Source organism: Microbispora siamensis (genome assembly GCF_016863095.1).
In the GTDB taxonomy this organism is placed as follows: Bacteria; Actinomycetota; Actinomycetes; order Streptosporangiales; family Streptosporangiaceae; genus Microbispora; species Microbispora siamensis.
The window spans coordinates 1-17,874 of sequence record NZ_BOOF01000070.1 but is presented as its reverse complement, the minus strand read 5'-3'; the positions used below and the strand labels follow the sequence as shown (position 1 = coordinate 17,874).

General features: G+C 73.5%; 19 protein-coding genes. 14 read left to right on the top strand and 5 right to left on the bottom strand.

Annotated features, from left to right (window positions below; all coding sequences use genetic code 11):
• Positions 1–55: 55 nt before the first annotated feature.
• The 14 genes from Msi02_RS40075 to Msi02_RS40010 all read left to right on the top strand — a co-directional run bounded on the left by Msi02_RS40075 (position 56) and on the right by Msi02_RS40010 (position 13,462).
• Complete coding sequence (locus Msi02_RS40075) at positions 56–784, top strand: amino acid ABC transporter ATP-binding protein (protein WP_079320491.1); 729 nt, start codon at positions 56–58, stop codon at positions 782–784.
• A 22-nt stretch (positions 785–806) separates the two neighbouring features.
• Positions 807–1,736, top strand: a complete 930-nt coding sequence (locus tag Msi02_RS40070) for a glutamate ABC transporter substrate-binding protein (protein ID WP_204052962.1) — start codon at positions 807–809, stop codon at positions 1,734–1,736.
• Positions 1,736–2,380, top strand: coding sequence for an amino acid ABC transporter permease (locus tag Msi02_RS40065; protein ID WP_204052961.1), 645 nt, complete (start codon positions 1,736–1,738; stop codon positions 2,378–2,380). The genes Msi02_RS40070 and Msi02_RS40065 overlap by 1 nt, the downstream gene beginning before the upstream one ends.
• A complete protein-coding gene (locus Msi02_RS40060; protein WP_204052960.1) occupies positions 2,377–3,225 on the top strand; it encodes an amino acid ABC transporter permease in 849 nt (282 codons plus the stop codon). Before Msi02_RS40065 ends, Msi02_RS40060 begins: the two co-directional genes overlap by 4 nt.
• Positions 3,212–4,162: an asparaginase gene (locus Msi02_RS40055; protein ID WP_239109232.1), complete on the top strand. Its 951-nt coding sequence runs from the start codon at positions 3,212–3,214 to the stop codon at positions 4,160–4,162. The genes Msi02_RS40060 and Msi02_RS40055 overlap by 14 nt, the downstream gene beginning before the upstream one ends.
• Before the next feature lie 12 nt (positions 4,163–4,174).
• A complete protein-coding gene (locus tag Msi02_RS40050) occupies positions 4,175–4,921 on the top strand; it encodes a copper homeostasis protein CutC (protein WP_079320726.1) in 747 nt (248 codons plus the stop codon).
• A 129-nt stretch (positions 4,922–5,050) separates the two neighbouring features.
• On the top strand, positions 5,051–5,719 hold the full coding sequence (locus Msi02_RS40045; RefSeq protein WP_204052958.1) for an alpha/beta hydrolase: 669 nt from the start codon (positions 5,051–5,053) through the stop codon (positions 5,717–5,719).
• A gap of 81 nt (positions 5,720–5,800) precedes the next feature.
• Entirely contained in the window at positions 5,801–6,703 is a 903-nt protein-coding gene (locus Msi02_RS40040; RefSeq protein ID WP_204052957.1) for a LysR family transcriptional regulator, read from the top strand.
• A gap of 200 nt (positions 6,704–6,903) precedes the next feature.
• On the top strand, positions 6,904–8,619 hold the full coding sequence (locus Msi02_RS40035) for an ABC transporter substrate-binding protein (protein WP_204052956.1): 1,716 nt from the start codon (positions 6,904–6,906) through the stop codon (positions 8,617–8,619).
• A 5-nt stretch (positions 8,620–8,624) separates the two neighbouring features.
• Positions 8,625–9,563 carry an ABC transporter permease gene (locus Msi02_RS40030; protein ID WP_239109231.1) on the top strand — a complete coding sequence of 313 codons (939 nt, stop codon included), beginning with the start codon at positions 8,625–8,627 and terminating at the stop codon, positions 9,561–9,563.
• Positions 9,560–10,417: an ABC transporter permease gene (locus Msi02_RS40025; protein ID WP_204052955.1), complete on the top strand. Its 858-nt coding sequence runs from the start codon at positions 9,560–9,562 to the stop codon at positions 10,415–10,417. Before Msi02_RS40030 ends, Msi02_RS40025 begins: the two co-directional genes overlap by 4 nt.
• A complete protein-coding gene (locus tag Msi02_RS40020) occupies positions 10,414–12,234 on the top strand; it encodes a dipeptide ABC transporter ATP-binding protein (RefSeq protein ID WP_204052954.1) in 1,821 nt (606 codons plus the stop codon). The genes Msi02_RS40025 and Msi02_RS40020 overlap by 4 nt, the downstream gene beginning before the upstream one ends.
• Positions 12,231–13,010 (top strand): SDR family NAD(P)-dependent oxidoreductase, encoded by a 780-nt coding sequence (locus tag Msi02_RS40015; RefSeq protein ID WP_204052953.1) that lies wholly within the window; start codon positions 12,231–12,233, stop codon positions 13,008–13,010. Before Msi02_RS40020 ends, Msi02_RS40015 begins: the two co-directional genes overlap by 4 nt.
• Positions 13,011–13,036: 26 nt before the next feature.
• Positions 13,037–13,462, top strand: coding sequence for an ester cyclase (locus Msi02_RS40010; RefSeq protein ID WP_204052952.1), 426 nt, complete (start codon positions 13,037–13,039; stop codon positions 13,460–13,462).
• Positions 13,463–13,667: 205 nt separating this feature from the next.
• Here Msi02_RS40010 and Msi02_RS43730 read toward each other — a convergent pair whose 3' ends face one another.
• From Msi02_RS43730 to Msi02_RS39985, 5 genes are all read right to left on the bottom strand, one after another.
• Positions 13,668–13,877, bottom strand: a complete 210-nt coding sequence (locus Msi02_RS43730; RefSeq protein WP_239109229.1) for a winged helix-turn-helix transcriptional regulator — start codon at positions 13,875–13,877, stop codon at positions 13,668–13,670.
• An 86-nt stretch (positions 13,878–13,963) separates the two neighbouring features.
• Positions 13,964–15,358 (bottom strand): lectin, encoded by a 1,395-nt coding sequence (locus Msi02_RS43725; RefSeq protein WP_239109227.1) that lies wholly within the window; start codon positions 15,356–15,358, stop codon positions 13,964–13,966.
• Between the two features lie 453 nt (positions 15,359–15,811).
• Positions 15,812–16,081 (bottom strand): SDR family NAD(P)-dependent oxidoreductase, encoded by a 270-nt coding sequence (locus Msi02_RS39995; RefSeq protein WP_239109238.1) that lies wholly within the window; start codon positions 16,079–16,081, stop codon positions 15,812–15,814.
• The gene (locus tag Msi02_RS39990) at positions 16,000–16,413 is read right to left on the bottom strand and encodes an SDR family NAD(P)-dependent oxidoreductase (RefSeq protein WP_204052951.1); all 414 of its coding nucleotides are present in this window, start codon (positions 16,411–16,413) and stop codon (positions 16,000–16,002) included. The genes Msi02_RS39995 and Msi02_RS39990 overlap by 82 nt, the downstream gene beginning before the upstream one ends.
• A partial coding sequence (locus Msi02_RS39985; protein ID WP_239109226.1) for a thioesterase domain-containing protein occupies positions 16,410–17,874 on the bottom strand: 1,465 nt, incomplete at its 5' end. The genes Msi02_RS39985 and Msi02_RS39990, both read right to left, overlap by 4 nt.

Below are 17,874 nucleotides of genomic sequence, written 5' to 3'. Positions count from 1 at the left end.
GCCCAGAATCATCCATTACGGTCCGCCATATCTTCGATTTCGAAGGAAGATGGCGATGATTCGGGTACGAGGCCTCAACAAGTGGTTCGGTGAGCACCACGTGCTGCACGACGTCGACCTCGACGTGGCGCGCGGCGAGGTCGTGGTGGTGATCGGCCCCTCGGGGTCCGGCAAGTCGACGCTGTGCCGGTGCCTCAACCGGCTGGAAGCGGCGGACTCGGGCGAGATCCTCGTCGACGGAGAGCCCGTGCCCGCGGAGGGCCGCGCGCTGGCCCGGCTGCGGGCCGACGTGGGGATGGTCTTCCAGAGCTTCAACCTCTTCCAGCACAAGACCGTGCTGGAGAACGTGATGCTCGCGCCGATGAAGGTGCGCGGCGTGAGCCGCGCCGAGGCCGAGCGGACCGCCCACGAGCTGCTGGCCCGGGTCGGCATCGCCGAGCAGGCCGGCAAGCAGCCCGCGCGGCTGTCGGGCGGCCAGCAGCAGCGCGCCGCCATCGCCCGCGCGCTCGCCATGCGGCCCAAGGTCATGCTCTTCGACGAGCCCACCTCGGCGCTCGACCCGGAGATGGTCGGCGAGGTCCTCGACGTGATGACGGGCCTGGCCGCCGACGGCATGACCATGGTCGTCGTCACCCACGAGATGGGGTTCGCGCGCCGCGCGGCCGACCGCGTGGTGTTCATGGACGGCGGCCGGATCGTCGAGACGGGAGAGCCGAACGCCTTCTTCGACTCCCCCCGGACCGATCGGGCCAGGGACTTCCTGGCCAAGGTACTCACGCACTGATCGCAAAGGACGGTGGACCCCGATGGTGTCCATTAAGCGGGTGGCCGCTGTCGCCGCTGTGGCGATGGTCGGCCTGACGGCCTGTGCCGGGACGGACTCGGCCGGCTCGGCCGTGCCGGGCGCGGGCGCGAGCGAGGGCGGCGGCGGTGGCGTGCTCGCCAAGGCGCCGGTGGCCGCCGCCGCGGACATCCTGCCCGGCTCGACGATGGAGAAGATCAAGCAGCGCGGCGAACTGATCGTCGGGGGCTCGCTCGACGCGCCGCTGCTGTCCCAGCAGAACCCGGCCACCGGCGAGGTGGAGGGCTTCGACGCCGACCTCGGCAAGGCGCTGGCCAAGTACATCATCGGGCAGCCGAAGGTGAAGATCGTCAACTCGGCGTCGGAGACCCGCGAGGCGCTGCTGAGCAACGGCACCGTGGACGTGGTCTTCCAGACCTACACGATCACGCCGGAGCGGGCCCAGCAGGTCGCCTTCGCCGGTCCCTACTACTCCTCGGGCCTGTCCATCGCGGTGAAGAAGGGCACGACGGGCATCTCCTCGCCCCAGGACCTGAACGGCAAGACCGTCATCGCCGGGGCCAACACCCCCGCCATCCCCGCGATCAAGAAGCTCGCGCCGCAGGCGAAGATCATCACCTTCGGCGGCGACCCCGAGTGCGTCCAGGCGCTCAAGCAGGACCGCGGCGTCGCCTACGTGCAGGACGAGACGCTGCTGGTCGCCGACGCCAAGAAGGACCCCGAACTGCAGGTCGTGACCAAGCCGTTCACCCAGGACCCGTACGGCATCGGCCTCAAGCACGGCGACGACCAGTTCAAGTCGTTCGTCAACGACTGGCTGAAGAAGATCCAGGCGAACGGCGTCTGGCAGGACATCTGGAAGAACTCCCTCGGCACGGTCGTGCAGGGCGAGGCTCCCACGCCGCCCGAGATCGGGTCGGTGCCGGGTTCCTGATGTCGGCGCTGCTTGATCACCTGCCCGAGTTCTGGCAGGGGCTGGTCGTGACCCTCCAGATGACCGCGGCGTCGTTCGCCGGCGCCGCGGCCGTGGGGCTCGTGATCGTGGCGATGCGGGTCGGGCCGGTCCCGGTCCTGCGCGCGGTCGCGACCGTCTACGTCGAGACCCTGCAGAACCTCCCGCTGCTCGTGCTGCTCGTGCTCGCGGTCTTCGGCCTGCCCGAGATCGGGCTCAAGGCCGGCCTGACCACCACGGCCGTCGTGGTGATCGCGCTGTACGAGGGCGCCTACATCGCCGAGGCCCTCCGCTCGGGCGTCAACGCGATCTCCGCCGGTCAGGGCGAGGCGGCCCGCGCCCTGGGGCTGACGTTCGGCCAGTCGCTGCGCCACGTCGTGCTGCCCCAGGCGCTGCGGACCGTCGTGCAGCCGATCGGCAACATCTTCATCGCGCTCACGATGAACACCTCGCTCGCGGCGGCCGTGGGCGTGGTCGAACTGACCGCCGCCGCCAACCGGGTGAACCTGCTGGAGGCGCAGCCGATCCCGATCTTCGTGGGGGCGGGCCTGGCGTACGCGGCGATCGCCGCCTGCGCCGGGTTCGTGACCGGGCGGCTCGAACGGCGGCTGGCGGTGGCGCGGTGAGCAACCTGCTGTTCGACGAGCCGGGCCCGCGCGCCCGCCGCCGCATCCGCCTCGCCACCGTCGCGGGCGTGCTGGTGCTGCTCGCCCTGCTGGCCCTGGCCGTGCGCCAGTTCGCCGCCAACGGGCAGCTCGCCGCCGAGCGCTGGCAGCCGTACGCGACCTGGCCGATGTGGCGCTACCTGCTCGGCGGGCTGTGGTCCACCGCGCTGGCCGCCGTCGTGTCCGCCGCGCTCGCGATGGCGGCCGGGATCGCCCTCGCGCTCGGACGGCTGTCGCGGCGCCGGGCGGTCCGCCTGCCGTCCGCCGCGTACGTCGAGGCCGTGCGGACGATCCCGGCGCTGCTGCTGGTCTACCTCGTGCTGTTCGCGCTGCCGAGGTACGGCCTGGACCTGCCGTTGTTCTGGAAGCTCGTGGTGCCGCTGGCCGTGTCCAACGCGGCGGCGTTCGCCGAGATCTTCCGGGCCGGGATCATGTCGGTCGAGCGGGGGCAGGGGGAGGCCGCCCTGGCCCTCGGGCTCACCCATGGGCAGTCGATGCGGCTGGTCGTGCTGCCGCAGGCGGCCCGCCGGGTGCTGCCCTCGATCGTCAGCCAGTCGGTCGGCCTGCTGAAGGACACCTCGCTCGGCTTCGTCGTCAGCTACGCCGAGCTGCTCTACAGCGGCAAGGTCCTGGCCAACTACAACGGCCTGCTCATCCAGACGTACATCGTCGTCGCGCTGGTCTACCTCGTGGTCAACGCGTCGCTGTCCGCGCTCGCCCGTTCCCTCGACCGCTCCGTCGCGGGCGGGGGCGGCCCAGGCAGAAGGATCACCCGTGGCAGGAGGATCACCCGTGTCCCTCGCTGAATACGCCCCGCTCGCGGAGGTCGTGCGGTCCGGCTTCGTGGAGAGCGTCCACTTCGGCAGCGCCGTCGCGCTCTCGGCCGGCGGCGAGGTCGCCGTCGCTCGCGGCCCGGTGAACGCGCCGGTGCTGCCGCGCTCGTCGGCCAAGCCGTTCCAGGCCCTCGCCTGCCTGCTCGCCGGGGCCCACCTGCAGGGCCCCGCGCTCGCGATCGCCGCGGGCAGCCACACGGGGGAGGACTTCCACGTGCGGCTCGTGGCCGAGATGCTCGGCGAGGCCGGGCTCGGCTTCGAGGACCTGCGCTGCCCGCCCGACTGGCCGGAGGACGAGGCCGCCCGGCAGGCCCTGGTCAGGGCGGGCCTCGGGCCGTCGCGGGAGCGGATGAACTGCTCGGGCAAGCACGCCGCGATGCTCACCGCCGCCGTGGCCGCGGGCGCGCCCACGGCCACCTACCTCGACCCCGGCCACCTCGTGCAGGAGCGGGTCAGGTCGGTGGTGGAGGAGCTGTCGGGCGAGAAGGCCGCCCACGTCGCCGTCGACGGCTGCGGCGCCCCGCTGTTCGGGATCTCGCTGAGCGGCCTGGCCCGCGCCGTACGCGCGATGGTCGTGTCCGCGCCGGGGACGCCGCCGCGCGCGGTCGCCGACGCGATGCGGGCGCACCCGGAGTACGTCGGCGGGACCGGCCACGTGAACACCCGCCTGATGCGGGCGCTGCCCGGCGCCGTGGTGAAGGGCGGCGCCGAGGGAGTGCTGGTCGTGGCGCTCGCCTCCGGGCACGCGGCGGCCGTCAAGGCGATCGACGGCGGTCCCCGGGCGACGACCGCGATCGCGCTCGCCGCGCTGCGGGCCGCGGGCGCGGACGTCTCGGCGGCGGCCGAGTTCACGACCGTTCCGGTGCTGGGCGGGGGCGTCCCGGTCGGCGAGATCCACGCGGCTTTTTAAATGGGGGAGAGCATGAGCCTGACGTACGAGATCTGCATCGACAGCACGGCCGGGGCGCTGGCCGCCGAGCGGGCGGGCGCACACCGCGTGGAGCTGTGCGCCGCGCTGTTCGAGGGCGGCCTGACGCCCACCCTGGGCACGGTCGAGGCCACGCTGGCGGCGGTCTCGTCGATCCGGGTCCACGTGATCATCCGGCCGCGCGGCGGCGACTTCGTCTACGACGAGCACGAGGTCGCGGCGATGGTCCGCGACGTCGCGGCGGTGCGCGACGCCGGGGCGCAGGGCGTCGTGATCGGCGCGCTCACCCCGGCCGGGGAGGTGGACACCGAGGTGGCCAAGCGGCTGATCGACGCGGCCGCCGGGCTCTCGGTCACCTTCCACCGGGCCTTCGACATGACGGCCGACCCGTTCGCCGCGCTGGAGACGCTGGCCGGCCTGGGGATCGACCGGGTGCTCACCTCCGGCCAGGACAGCTCGGCCCTGGAGGGCGCGCCGCTGATCGCCGAACTGGTGCGGCGGGCCGGCGACCGCCTGGTCGTCATGCCCGGGGGCGGCATCACCCGGCGCAACGTGGGCCGGGTGGTCGAGGCGACCGGGGCCAGGGAGATCCACTTTGCCGCCCTCGTGGACGAGCCCAGCCCGGCCGTCCACCGCAACCCGTACCCCTTCATGGGCGGTGAGCTGCGCCAGCCCGAGTACGTCCGCAGGGTCACCTCGCCCGCCCTGGTCGCGGAGGTGATCGCCGCCGCCCGCGGCTGAGGGCCGTCCGGCTCTCCGGCCGCCGGGAATGAGGTGACCGGCGGCCAGGAGGGGTAGACCCCTCGGCGGGGGGTGAGGCCGATGGCCACGCCGGAGCGGAGCCGGCCCCATCCGGGGCCCGAGGAGGGCGTGCGACACGGCCGCCTGTCCGCCCGTCCCGTCGCGGTGACGCCCCGGCACGCCGCGCCTCTCGTGCCGGGGCTGCACCGCCTGGGCGCCGGGCGCGCCCTGTTCCACGTGCCGCCCGACCCGGGACCCGGGCCGTGCCCGCTCGCCGTCGTGCTGCACGGCGCGGGCGGCGCGGCGGAGCAGGCGCTGGAGTGGCTGCTGCCCCAGGCCGAGGAACTCGGCGTGCTGCTGCTCGCGCCGCAGGCCGTCTCCGCCACCTGGGACGTGATCGTCGGCGGATACGGCGCGGACGTGTCCAGGATCGACGCCGCGCTGGAGGAGGTGTTCTCCCACACGGCCGTCGAACTCGACGGGGTCGCCGTGGCCGGTTTCTCCGACGGCGCCTCCTACGCCCTGTCGCTTGGCCTGGCCAACGGCGACCTGTTCCACGCCGTGCTCGCGTTCTCCCCGGGGTTCATGGCGCCGATGATCCGGCACGGCCGGCCCCGGGTCTTCGTCTCGCACGGCGTCTCCGACCGGGTGCTGCCGATCGACCGGTGCAGCAGACGGCTCGTCCCCGACCTGCGGGAGAGCGGTTACGAGGTGACGTACGAGGAGTTCCGCGGCGGGCACCAGGTGCCGCCGGAGACGGCCGCCACCGCCGTCCGCTGGTGGCTGGCACCGGGGTGAGCACACGCGGCCGCTCCGGGACCGGAAGCTCACAGCCCTATTTCTATGTAGGTAATGTGGGTTTTAGGCTATGATGCGGCCATGGGAGCATTGCTCGATCTCGTGCAACTGCGAACTTTCGTGGCCATCGCCGAGTGCGGCGGCTTCGGGCGGGCCGCGTCCGCCCTGCGGACCAGTCAGCCGACGGTGAGCCAGCACGTCCGGTCGCTGGAACGCGTCATCGGGCAGCCTCTGGTCGAGCGGACCGGCCGGTCGACCCGCTTCACGCTCGCGGGCGAGGCGCTGCTGGTGGAGGCGCGGCGGCTGCTCGCCGTGCACGACGAGGCGATGGGCCGCCTCGGCGCCGAGCGTCCGGCCGCCCTGAGCGTGGGCGCGGTCGAGCACGCGGGATACGCGGCGCTGCCCGACCTCCTGGGCGCCCTGATGTCCGCGCTCCCGGCGCAGGACGTCGTGTTCCGGCTGGACCGCAGCACCACACTGGCGGAGGCCACCATGCGCGGCACGCTCGACATGGCGCTGATCCTCGGTGTGGTGCCGAACGTCGGGGGCAGGCAGGTCGCCACGCTGCCGCTGCGCTGGCTCGGGGCCCCGGGCTGGTTCCTCCCGCCGCCGGACCGGCCGGTGCCGCTGGTCGCCTTCCAGGAGCCGTGCTCCCTGCGTGCGCAGGCCGTACGCGTGCTGGAACGTCTCGGCTGGTCCGTACGCATCACGACGGAGGCCACCAACCTCGAAGGCGTGCTGGCGGCGGCCCGCGCGCGCCTCGGCCTCGCCCTGCTGCCCACCGCGTACGGCGTCCCGGACGGCCTGGAGGAGATCGCGCCGCTTCCCCGGCAGGAGGCCGTCGGGCTGCGCCTGGTGAGCCGGCAGGGGCTGGACCCGGCGATCGAGGCGCGGGCGGGCGATGCCCTCGACACGTTCTTCTCGTCCGTCGCGCGTTTCTCCGGATCGCGTTCCGAACAGGTTTCCATTGGAAATTCGAATTGATATCGATCGGCGAGAACAATCGGCCGCGATAATGGTGCTTTCATATTGACCGGCCCGCTCGGATATGGTGTGATCTAGCCGCCGCTCGGAAATTCGAATTTCGCTGACGGTTGTTTTCCGGGTCTCCGGGTTCGCTTCCGCATGCCCGTTTCCCCGTGGTGTCCCCTTGTGCCCATCGCGCGACAGAGAAGGTTCCACCGATGTCACTGAGCGACGACACCGCCACCCGCGTCGACGACGGGCCGGTCAGGAAGAGGCGCAGCCTGCGCTCCAGACGCCCGGCCGTCCTGGGGGCGATCCTGGCGGTGATCGCCGTCGCCGCCGTGGTCTTGGTCGTCTCGGCAGGCGGCGGGGACGAGCGGCCGGCCGGCCGGGCCGCGGGCGGAGGCCCGGTGGCCGGCGGCACCCTCACCTACGCCCTGGCCGGCACGCAGGTGTCGCTCGACCCGGCCGTCGCGGCCACCGCGGTGACCGGCCTGATCGACCGCAACGTCTTCGACTCGCTGGTCGCGCAGACCGGCCCGGACACCTTCGGGCCCTGGCTCGCCACCAAGTGGACCGTGTCCGGCGACGGGAAGACCTACACGTTCACGCTCAGGGAGGGCGTCACCTTCCACGACGGCACTCCGTTCACCGCCGAGGCCGTGAAGGCGAGCCTCGACCACGTCGTGGACCCGGCGACCAAGTCCGCCTACGCCGCCTCGCTGATCGCGCCGTACGAGAAGTCGCGGGTGGTGAGCGACCACGTCGTCGAGGTGACGCTGAAGCGGCCGTTCACCCCGTTCCTGCAGGCGCTGTCGGTGCCGTACCTGGGCATCCAGAGTCCGGCGGCGCTCGCGAAGCCCGTCGCGGACTACCGGCCGGTCGGCACCGGACCGTTCTCCTACGTCTCCTGGGAGAAGGACAAGCGCGTCACGCTGCGCAAGAACGCCGGTTATGCCTCGCCGCCCGCCGGCGCGTCCCACCAGGGAGCGGCCTACCTCGACACCCTGGTGTTCGAGTTCGTCCCCGAGGACGCCACCCGGTGGGGCGCCCTCACCAGCGGGCAGGTGCAGGCGATCGCCGGCGTCCCCCCGGTGAACGCGGGAAAGCTGCGGTCCCTCAGCGGTTTCACGCTGAATTCCCAGGAGACGCCGGGCCTGAATTACAACCTCTATCTGAACCAGACTCGCGGGCCGCTGCGGGACGTGCGGGTGCGGCGCGCCCTGTCGGCCGCCGTGAACGTCGAGGAACTCGTGCGCAACATTTATTTCGGCCATTTCCCGGTCGCGCGCAATCCGCTCAGCCGCACCACCGCGGCCTACGACCCGACGGCCGAGAGCGAACTGGCGTCGTACGACCCGGACGAGGCGAGGCGGCTGCTCGACGAGGCGGGCTGGACGAAGACGGACGCCGACGGCTACCGCGTCAAGGACGGCAAGACCCTCACCCTCGTCTGGCCCTACTGGGCGGAGGGCAACAAGGAGCAGCGCGACGTGCTCGCCGAGGGCATCCAGGCGCAGGCCAAGCTCGTCGGCATCAAGATCGAACGGCCGGCCGTGGACACCGGGGCCTTCGTCGGCAAGTACCTCGTTGGGGGCGGCTACGACCTGGTGGACGTGAGCTTCGCCCGGCCCACGCCCGACGTGCTGCGCTTCGCGTTCGCCTCGGGCAACACCTACGCCAAGGCCGGCGGCAACGTCGCGCTGGTGGACTCGCCGCAGATCGACACATGGGTGGAGCAGGCGGCGGAGACCTCCGACCCGGCCACGGCGGCCACGGATTACGCCGCCGTGCAGCACGAGGTGCTCCGGCAGGCGTACGTGCTGCCGCTCTACACTCCCGTGCAGCTCACCGCCTTCTCGGCGAAGGTGCGCGGCGTCGCCTTCGACGCCCAGACCTACCCGGTCTTCCACGGCGCCTGGCTGGAGGCCTGATCCCGGTGGCTCCGCTGGCCCTCCGGCTGACCCGCAGGCTGGCGCTGACCCTGTTCGTGCTGTGGGGCGCCGCGACGCTGGCCTTCGCCGGCATGCGGCTGGTGCCGGGCGACCCCGCCCGGATCATCGCGGGCGGGGTCCAGGCCAACGCCACTCCCGAGGTGCTCGACGCCATCCGCGACCAGTACGGCCTGCGGGAGCCGGTCGGTGTGCAGTACGTCCTGTTCCTCGGCCGCCTCCTGCGTGCCGACCTCGGCGGCTCCTACCAGCTCGGCCGGCCGGTGAGCAGCGTGATCGGCGAGCAACTCGGCCCCACCCTGTCGCTCGCGGCGGGGGCGGCCGTCCTCGGCTTCTGCCTCGCGGTCGCGCTGGCCCTGCTCACGGCGGGCAGGCCGCGCGTACGGGCGATCTCCCGGGTCCTGGAGTTCTGCTCGATCTCGACGCCGAACTTCTGGATCGGCATCCTGCTGCTGGCCGCCTTCTCCTTCCGCCTGCGCTGGTTCCCCGTGCTCGGCGACGAGGGAGCCGCCGCGCTGGTGCTTCCGTGCGCGGCGCTCGCGCTGCCCATCGCCGGCGTGCTGGCCCAGGTCACCAGGGAGGGGCTCGAACGCGCCCTCGACCAGCCGTTCGCCCTGACCGCCAGGTCGAGGGGCGCCACCGAGAACCGCATCCGCGCGCGCCACGCGCTGCGGCACGCCGCGCTGCCGGTGCTCACGCTCTCCGGCTGGGTGCTCGGCGAGCTCCTCGCCGGGACCGTCGTCGTGGAGACCGTCTTCGCCCGCCAGGGCCTCGGCCACGTCGTGGTGGCGGCGGTGCGCGGCCGGGACTTCCCGGTCGTGACGGGCGTGGTCGTGCTCTCCGCGCTCACGTTCTCGCTGATCAACATCGGGCTCGACCTGCTCTACGGGCTGGTCGACCCCCGCGTCCGGGAGGCCGCCGCATGACCGCCCCGGGCTCGTACGGCGTGGCGGCGCTCCCGCGCCTGCGGGTGGGAGCCGCGCAGGCCGGCGTGGCGCTGGCCGCCGCGTTCTTCGCGCTCGTCTGCCTCGCCGCCCTCGCCCCCGGCCTGTTCGCCCACGGCCCCGACCAGGTGAACCCGGCCCTCGCGCTGCGCGGCCCGATGGCGGGACACCCGCTCGGCACCGACCAGCTCGGCCGCGACGTGCTGGCCCGGCTGGTCTTCGGCGCCCGGCCGTCACTGCTGGTCGGCGTCGGCTCGACCCTGCTGGCCGGGCTCGCGGGCTCCGCCTGGGGCCTGCTGGCGGCGCTGGGCGGCCGCCTCGTGGGCGAGGCGGCCATGCGGCTGGCCGACGTGCTGCTGTCGTTCCCGGCCATCCTGATGGCCCTGCTCGTCGTGGCCGTCCTCGGGCCGGGCACGCGCAACGCCGTCCTGGCCATCACCGTGGCGCTCGCGCCGGGCTTCGCCCGCGTCGTCCGCGCGCAGGCGCTCGTGGTGCGCGGCTCGGCGTACGTGCGGGCGGCGGTCAACCTGGGGCTGACGCCGGCGAGGATCCTGCTGCGGCACATCGCGCCCAACGTCGTCGCGCCGCTGCTGATCCTGGCCACGATCAACGTGGGCACCGCGCTCATCGCCGGGGCCTCGCTGAGCTTCCTCGGGCTCGGTCCGCAGCCGCCCGCCCCCGAGTGGGGGGCGATGCTCGCGCAGGCGCGCGACTACCTCGACGCGAGCTGGACCCTGGCCCTGTTCCCGGGGGCCGCCATCACGCTGACCGTCATGTCCGCCACCGTCGTGGGGCGGGCCCTGCAGGCCCGCTACGAAGGGCGGGAGGCCGGATGACCGAGCCACCCCTGCTGGAGGTCGCCGGGCTGTCGGTGGACTTCGCCACCCGGCGCGGCGTGGTGCGGGCCGTACGCGACGTCGACCTGTCCCTGCGCGCGGGGGAGTGCCTCGCGGTCGTGGGCGAGTCGGGCTCGGGCAAGAGCGTCACCGCCCGGGCGCTGCTCGGTCTCGCCGGCGCGGGCGCGCGGGTGCGGGCGCGGACGCTGTCCTTCGAGGGGCGCGACCTGCGCCGGCTGAGCGGCCGCGAGTGGCGGAGGCTGCGCGGGCGTCGCATCGGCTACGTGCTGCAGGACGCGCTGACCTCGCTCGACCCGCTCCGCCGGGTCGGGCACGAGGTGGCGGAGGCGCTGGAGGTGCACGGCCTGGCGGGCCGCGACGACCTCGACGACCAGGTGATCGGGCTGCTCGCGGAGGCGGGCGTGCCCGACCCCGACGTGCGGTTCCTGCAGTATCCGCACGAGCTGTCCGGCGGGCTGCGGCAGCGGGCGCTGATCGCCTCCGCGATCGCCGCCCGGCCGTCGCTGCTGATCGCCGACGAGCCCACCACGGCCCTCGACGTCACCGTGCAGGCGCAGGTGCTCGACCTGCTCAGGGCACGCGCGCGGGCGGGCACGGCGGTGCTGCTCATCAGCCACGACCTGGCGGTCGTGGCCAGGCTCGCCGACCACGTCGCCGTCCTCTACGCGGGGCTCGTCGTGGAACGGGGACCGGCGGACGCGCTGCTGCGGGCTCCCGCCCACCCCTACACCGCCGACCTGCTGGCCGCCGTGCCCGCCGTGGACGGTCCGGCGCGGGAGCTGCCCCTCGCCCGCACCGGCCCTCCCGCCGCCGGCGGCTGCCCGTACGCGCCGCGCTGCGCGCTGGCCGACGACCGCTGCCGTGCCGAGCCGCCGCCGCCCGTGCCGTACGGGCCGGGCCGGGAGGTCCGCTGCTTCCACGCGGGCCGGGAACGGCCCGCACCTGCTTCCGGTGCGGCGGCGCCGCCCCGGGTGAAGGACCACGCGGTCGTCTCGGTGCGGGGGATAACCAAGCGGTACCGCTCCCCGGGCGGCTCGTGGCGTACGGCGGTGGACGACGTCTCGTTCGACCTGCGCGCGGGCGAGGCGCTGGGCCTGGTCGGCGAGTCGGGGTCGGGCAAGAGCACCACCGCCCGGATCGTGCTCGCCGAGATCGCCCCCGACGCCGGGACCGTGCTGCTCGACGGCGAGGCGTGGAGCGCGCCGCGGGAGCGCGCCCGGCGCGCCCGCCGCTCTCGCATCCAGCTCGTCGACCAGGACCCGCTCAGCTCCTTCGACCCCCGGTTCACGGTCGAGCGGGTCGTCGGGGAGGCGGTGCCGGGAAGGATGCCGCGCCGCCTGCGGCGCGACCGGGTCGCCGGGCTGCTCGCCGAGGTCGGGCTGGACGACGCCCTGCTGGACCGGCGCCCCGCCCAGTTGAGCGGCGGCCAGCGCCAGCGGGTGGCGATCGCGCGGGCGCTCGCCCCGGGACCTGAGGTGATCGTCTGCGACGAACCGGTCTCGGCGCTCGACGTCACCGTCCAGGCGCAGATCCTGGCCCTGCTCGCCCGGCTGCGGCGCGAGGCCGGGGTGGCGCTGCTGTTCATCTCCCACGACCTGGGCGTCGTCCGCCAGGTCTGCGACCGGGTGGCGGTGATGAAGGACGGGGCCCTGGTCGAGACCGGCGACGTCGCGGACGTCTTCCGCGCCCCGCGTGCCGCCTACACCGCCGAACTGCTCGCCGCCGTCCCGAGGATCGACGTGGGGCGGACGGCGGGACGAGCCGCACCCGCTATGAATCTGGAGGGCCTCCCATGACCTCACCCACCACCGGCCCGCGCGCCGTCCTCGTGACCGGCGCGGGCTCGGGCATCGGCCGGGCGACCGCCGAGCTGTACGCCGAGCGCGGCGTCGCCGTGCTCGCCGTGGACCACGACGAGCACGCGCTCAAGGAGCTCGCCACGCTCGACCGCGTGGTGACGCTGGCCGGCGACGTGTCCCTGGAGGAGACCAACGTGGCCGCGGTCGCGCTGGCGGAGCGGGAGTTCGGCCGGCTCGACGCGGTCGTGCTCAACGCCGGCATCGGCGGCACGCGGCCCTGGGAGTCGCCCGGCGCGGTGGAGGCCGCCGACCGCATCCTCGCCGTCAACCTCCGGGGGCCGATCCTGGGCATCCGGGCCGCCGCGCCCGCGCTCCGGGCGGCGGGCGGCGGCGCGATCGTCGTCACCGCCTCCGTCGCCGGCCTGCGCGCCGACCCCGGCAACTGGGCCTACAACGCCTCGAAGGGCGCGGTGATCAATCTCGTCCGTGCCGCGGCCATCGACCACGCGCCCGACGGCATCCGGGTCAACGCTCTCGCCCCCGGGCTCACCTGGACGCGGATCAACGCCGGCGTCCGCCAGGACCCGGTGCTCACCGCCGAGATCGAGCGCCGCGTGCCGCTTCAGCGGTTCGCCGAGCCCCGCGAGCAGGCCGAGGCCGTCTGGTTCCTCACCTCGCCCGCCGCCTCGTACGTCACCGGGACCACGCTGGTCGTCGACGGCGGCCTCGACGCGAGCCTCGGAATCCTCCCGCTGCCGGCCGTACGCCGGTGACCCTCGCACAGAGAAGGAGACCGTTCATGAGCACGACGGAGACGAGCACCACGGAGATCAACCGCGCGGTGGCCAGACGCTTCTACGAGGAGGTCGTCTCGCAGGGCCGGCTCGACGTCCTCGACGAGATCGTCGCCGACGACGCGTCGGACGCGGCCGGGCCCGCCGGGGGCAACCTGGGGCGTGCCGGGTTCGTGCAGCACATCACCTGGCTGCGCTCGGCGGTCGAGGGCGTGACCGCGACTGTGACGGACACCGTCGCCGAGGGCGACCGGGTCGTCGTCTACTGGACCATCGAGGGGGTCCAGCGCGGCGAGGTGTTCGGCGCTCCGCCGAGCGGCCGCCGCTTCACCGGCCAGAGCATCAGCACGATCCGGTTCCGCGCCGGGCGGATCGTCGAGTACGAGGTCCTCCCCGACCGGCTGGGCATCGTGCAGCAGCTCACCGCCTGACGCGTGACGTCGCGGTGAGAAGGGGGGTGCGGGCGCTCCCTTCTCCCCGCGGACGGGGAACGCGTCCAAGCCGGACACGACTGTCTCCTGTTCTCGTGGACCGCGGGCCGATGGCGGCCACCGGAGGTGTGCTCGGCCGGATGGTCGTGTGAACGTGCGCGGGCTGAGTGGTAAGGAAGGCGTCAGCGGCCGCGGCGCGTCACCGTCAGCAGTTGTGTTCGCGGTCATAGTCGGCCTGGGCGGCGGCGACCGCGTCGCCGTGTCGATTGGCCCAGTCGGTGAGCTCCAGCAGCGACTTGTGGAGTTCCTGGGCCATCTCCGTCAACGTGTACTCGACCATGGGCGGAACGACCGGGTGGACGGTGCGTGTGAGCAAGCCGTCCCGCTCCAGCTTGCGCAACGTGAGGGTGAGCATGCGCCTGCTGATCCCTTTGATCGAGCGCTCCAGACGGCACGCGCGAGCGTCCCGCGCCCGGCCGGCGGGCAGACGGCGGCCGGGCCTCAGGCGCGGGTCCACCTCTGGTTCGCGCCGCCGTTGCAGGTCCAGATCTGCACCTTGGCGCCGTTGGCCGTCTGGTTGCCGTTCACGTCCAGGCACAAGCCCGACTGGACGCCGACGATGGTGCCGGTGGAATTGAGTGTCCACTTCTGGTTGGCGCCGCCGTTGCAGTCCCAGATGCCCACCGTGGCGCCGGCCGTGGTCTTCTGGTCGAACACGTCGAGGCACTTGGTGGCGCCGAACGTGCGCAGTTCGCCCGAGGAGGTGAGGGACCACTTCTGGCCCGCGCCGCCGTTGCAGTCGTAGATCTGGGCGGTCGAGCCGTTGGCGGGGGCGCCGCCGGCGACGTCGAGGCAGCGGCCCGACTGGCCGCCGACGAGCGTGAAGCTCTGCGGGGCCGGCGGGGCGGCCCACGTGCCGGTGGCCGTGTCGATGGTCCAGGAGTCGTAGAACGCGCTCATCGACGCGGTGGCGCCGCTGATCGTCAGCGGCAGCCAGACGGGGGTGGAGCTGTTGAGGTCGCTGGGGTTCCAACGGTCGCCGATGTAGAGGTACGTGGTGCCCGACGAACCCGAGACGGGCACCACGGAGGAGGTCTGGGAGTCGAACGTGCGACTGCCGGCGGGGGCGAAGGTGGTGAATCCGCTCCACGGCCCGGACAGGGAACTCGCGGTGGCGTAGACGTTGTCGTTGGTGGACCAGCCCGTCAGGTGCGAGGCGAACAGGAAGTACCGTCCGTTCACCTTGACCATCGCCGGGGACTCCAGGTCGGCGAGCACCGCGATCGAGCTCACGGCCTGGGTGTAGTCGCTCGAGAGCCGATCGATGCGCAGGCCGTGGCTGCGATCCTCGGTCAGCAGATACGCGGTGCCGTCGTCGTCCTTGAACAGACCCAGATCCCGGCTCTCGTACCCGAGCGGACGCGAGGAGCCGCGGTAGGTGTACGGCCCGCACGGCGTCGGGCTGGTGGCCACCCCGGCCCGCGCGTCGCTGTAGGACGAGTTGTCGATGTGCACCCACATGACGTACTGGCCGGTCGCGGAGTTGTAGAGCACCTTCGGCCGCTCCACGATGCGCCCGGCGGCGAGGTCGCCGCTGCTCTGCCGGCTCAGTGCGTTGCCCACCCGGGTCCAGGTGGCCAGGTCGGTGGAGGAGTAGCAGGCGACCGCCGTGAACGTGGCTCCGGCGGTCTTGTCCTCGCCGACCATGTAGTAGGTCGAACCGACCTTGAACACGCCGGCGCCGTGCGCCTGCAGCCGGTTGCCCGCCGTGTCGTACCACAGGACGCCGGGACGTAGCGTCGCGGCTGCGGCGAACCCGGGAGTGGGCGTGAACAGCCCGGCCATCGTCAGAACGGCCGTGCCGAGCGCCGTGAACCACGCGAGCATTCGTCTCATGGGCGCCTCATCGGGGTGGAAGGGGCGGGGTCACGGTCGCCGCCGCCACACCGCCCCGGCCCGGGATGCCGCGTCGAGGGGAGAAGCTGTGGCATCACACGGCCCGCGGGGGACGTAACGCCGGCGTCCGGCTTCGGGCGCCTCCGGACCATAGCCATGGTCCGTGGCCCCGGGCAATGCCCGGCTCACCCCGACTGCCGGTCCACCCGGAGTGACCTCGGCACCGGCCGCCCGCCGCCCCCGGACGACCGGAAACTTTCACGCCGCCGCGGGCGGCGCGGACCGGCTCGGCGGGCCCAGCGGCTCGATGGCCGCGAGACGGGCCTGCGATGTCCGCGGCCGCCGGGCACACCCGTCGCGGAGCCGGAGCGATGCTCCTTGTATTGCGCGACTACCTCGACGCCGTTTGTCGCGCCCTTCCCCTGAGCCGGTGGCGAACCCTGGCCTCGGCTCTCATCTGACCCGGCGCTGGAGCGCGTCAGGTCGGTGGGGCGGCGGCAGCAAACCGGTGCTCGCGGTCAGCCCGCCGTCCACCGGCAGGGTCACTCCGGTGATGTAGGACGCGGCCGGCGAGGCGAGGAACCAGATGGCCTCGGCCTGCTCCCGGGGCCGTGCCCAGCGGCCCATCGGGATGCGCCTGGTCAGCTCGGCCACCAGGCCCGGGTCGTCGTGGTGCACCGCCGTACGCGGGGTGTCGGTGAGTCCGGGCGCGACGGCGTTGATCCGGACACCGTGGGCGGCGTAGTCGATGGAGGTTCCCCCTCCACCGCGCCGGGAGCCTCCAGGGGAGGCGTGCCGCCGACGCCCGCGTTGAGCACCACTGTGTCGAGGCTCCCGAAGCGGTCGAGCGCGAGGCGGACGGCCGCCTCGTTGACGGCCTCTTCCGCCACGTCCCCGGCCAGCGGCACGATCCCGGGGTTCCGTGCGAGGTGGGCGAGCGGCGGCTCGGCGAGGTCGACCGCGACCACGCCGTAGCCGCGCTCGGCGAACAGCTCCGCGACCGCCCGCCCGATGCCCGCCGCCGCGCCGGTGACGACGGCCGCAGGCCGTGTCACGCTGCGGTCTCCTCGGTCTCCTCGGGCTCCTCGATCCGGAGCGTGCCGATCCAGGCGCGGATCGCCTCCGCGGTCGTGCCCGCGTGCTCCTCCAGCGTGGTGAAGTGGTCGCCAGGGATGTCCACGGCCTCGTGGGGCACCGGCCAGTACGCCTGCCAGCGGGCCGGGTCGTCCGCCTCGATCGTGGTGCCGCGCAGCGGCTCGACGGCACGCAGCAGCAGGATCGGGGTGTCGACCGGCTTCGGCTGCCAGCCGATGAACAACCGGTTGTAGACGCCCATCGTCGTCAGCCTCGTGTCGTGGAGCGTCATGTCGAACCGGTCGATGCGTTCGAGCATGCCGCCGATCATCGCGCCCTGCCACCAGTCCATGCCGTCCTGGGCGGAGGCGTCGATCGGGTAGCTGTCGATCAGCGCCAGCCCGGCCGGCCGCAGGCCCTGCTCCTCCAGGGCCACCGTGACGGCGTGCGCCACGCAGCCGCCCATGGAGCGGCCCACGACGACGAACGGCTCGTCGCCCACGCACTCGCGCAGGCCCTCGACGTTCATGTGGATCAGCGTCTCCAGCGAGTCGGGCAGCGCGTCGTCCTCCCCGTCGGTGAATCCCGGCGACGGCACCACGTACACGTTCCGGTCGTCGCGGAACGCCTGGCCGAACCGGGAGTACTCGTGCGGCCCGGAGATGGCGCTGAGCGCGGGGAAGCAGACCACGGAGACCCGGCCAGGTCCCGTCGCCAGCCTCACCGGCGGCAGCGCGTACCGGTCCCGGTCCTGCGCGCCGAAGTGGCTCCGCGCGTGCGACGCCGCCACCAGGAGCTGTGCCGCCTCGTCGTGCTTGCCCGTCTCGTGCATCCGCCGGTGCAGGGCGGCCAGACCCCCGCCGGACCCCGCGTCCGTACGGCGGGCCGGTCCGGCCGGGCCGCTCGCCGGACCGGGCAGCTCCCGGTCGAGGTACGCCGCGATGGCTTGGGGGGTGGGGTGGTCGAAGGTGAGGGTGGCGGGGAGGCGGAGTGTGATTGTGGTGGTGAGGCGGTTGCGCAGTTCGACGGCGGTGAGGGAGTCGAGGCCGAGTTCGATGAGGGGTCGGTCGGCGGGGATGGCGGTGGGGTTGGGGTGGGTGAGGACGGTGGCGACTTCGGTGCGGACCAGGTCGAGCAGGGCCTCGGTCCGCTGGTCCGGAGTGAGCCCGGCGAGCCGGGCGGCGAGGGATGGTCCTCCGGCCGCCGCGCCGCGTACGGCGGGGCGGGCCTGCCGTACGAGCCCGCGCAGCAGCGGCGGCGGGGTCTCGGCCGTGGCCGTGAGGGCGGCAGGGACGACCAGGGGCAGGCCCGGGTCGCGGAAGGCGACGGCGTCGAACAGGGCGAGTGCGTGCGCGGCGCTGAGCGGGCTGAGCCCGGTCCGCTTGATCCGCGCGTGGTCCACCGAGGTCAGGTTGGTGGTGAGGGTGCTGGTGTGGGCCCAT

Bases quoted from the DNA above. Each gene is read 5' to 3' on its own strand.
- Msi02_RS40075 (WP_079320491.1), top strand. From the start codon at position 56: ATGATTCGGGTACGAGGCCTCAACAAGTGGTTCGGTGAGCACCACGTG.
- Msi02_RS40070 (WP_204052962.1), top strand. From the start codon at position 807: ATGGTGTCCATTAAGCGGGTGGCCGCTGTCGCCGCTGTGGCGATGGTC.
- Msi02_RS40065 (WP_204052961.1), top strand. From the start codon at position 1,736: ATGTCGGCGCTGCTTGATCACCTGCCCGAGTTCTGGCAGGGGCTGGTC.
- Msi02_RS40050 (WP_079320726.1), top strand. From the start codon at position 4,175: ATGAGCCTGACGTACGAGATCTGCATCGACAGCACGGCCGGGGCGCTG.
- Msi02_RS40040 (WP_204052957.1), top strand. From the start codon at position 5,801: ATGGGAGCATTGCTCGATCTCGTGCAACTGCGAACTTTCGTGGCCATC.
- Msi02_RS40035 (WP_204052956.1), top strand. From the start codon at position 6,904: ATGTCACTGAGCGACGACACCGCCACCCGCGTCGACGACGGGCCGGTC.
- Msi02_RS40025 (WP_204052955.1), top strand. From the start codon at position 9,560: ATGACCGCCCCGGGCTCGTACGGCGTGGCGGCGCTCCCGCGCCTGCGG.
- Msi02_RS40020 (WP_204052954.1), top strand. From the start codon at position 10,414: ATGACCGAGCCACCCCTGCTGGAGGTCGCCGGGCTGTCGGTGGACTTC.
- Msi02_RS40015 (WP_204052953.1), top strand. From the start codon at position 12,231: ATGACCTCACCCACCACCGGCCCGCGCGCCGTCCTCGTGACCGGCGCG.
- Msi02_RS40010 (WP_204052952.1), top strand. From the start codon at position 13,037: ATGAGCACGACGGAGACGAGCACCACGGAGATCAACCGCGCGGTGGCC.
- Msi02_RS43730 (WP_239109229.1), bottom strand. From the start codon at position 13,877: ATGCTCACCCTCACGTTGCGCAAGCTGGAGCGGGACGGCTTGCTCACA.
- Msi02_RS43725 (WP_239109227.1), bottom strand. From the start codon at position 15,358: ATGAGACGAATGCTCGCGTGGTTCACGGCGCTCGGCACGGCCGTTCTG.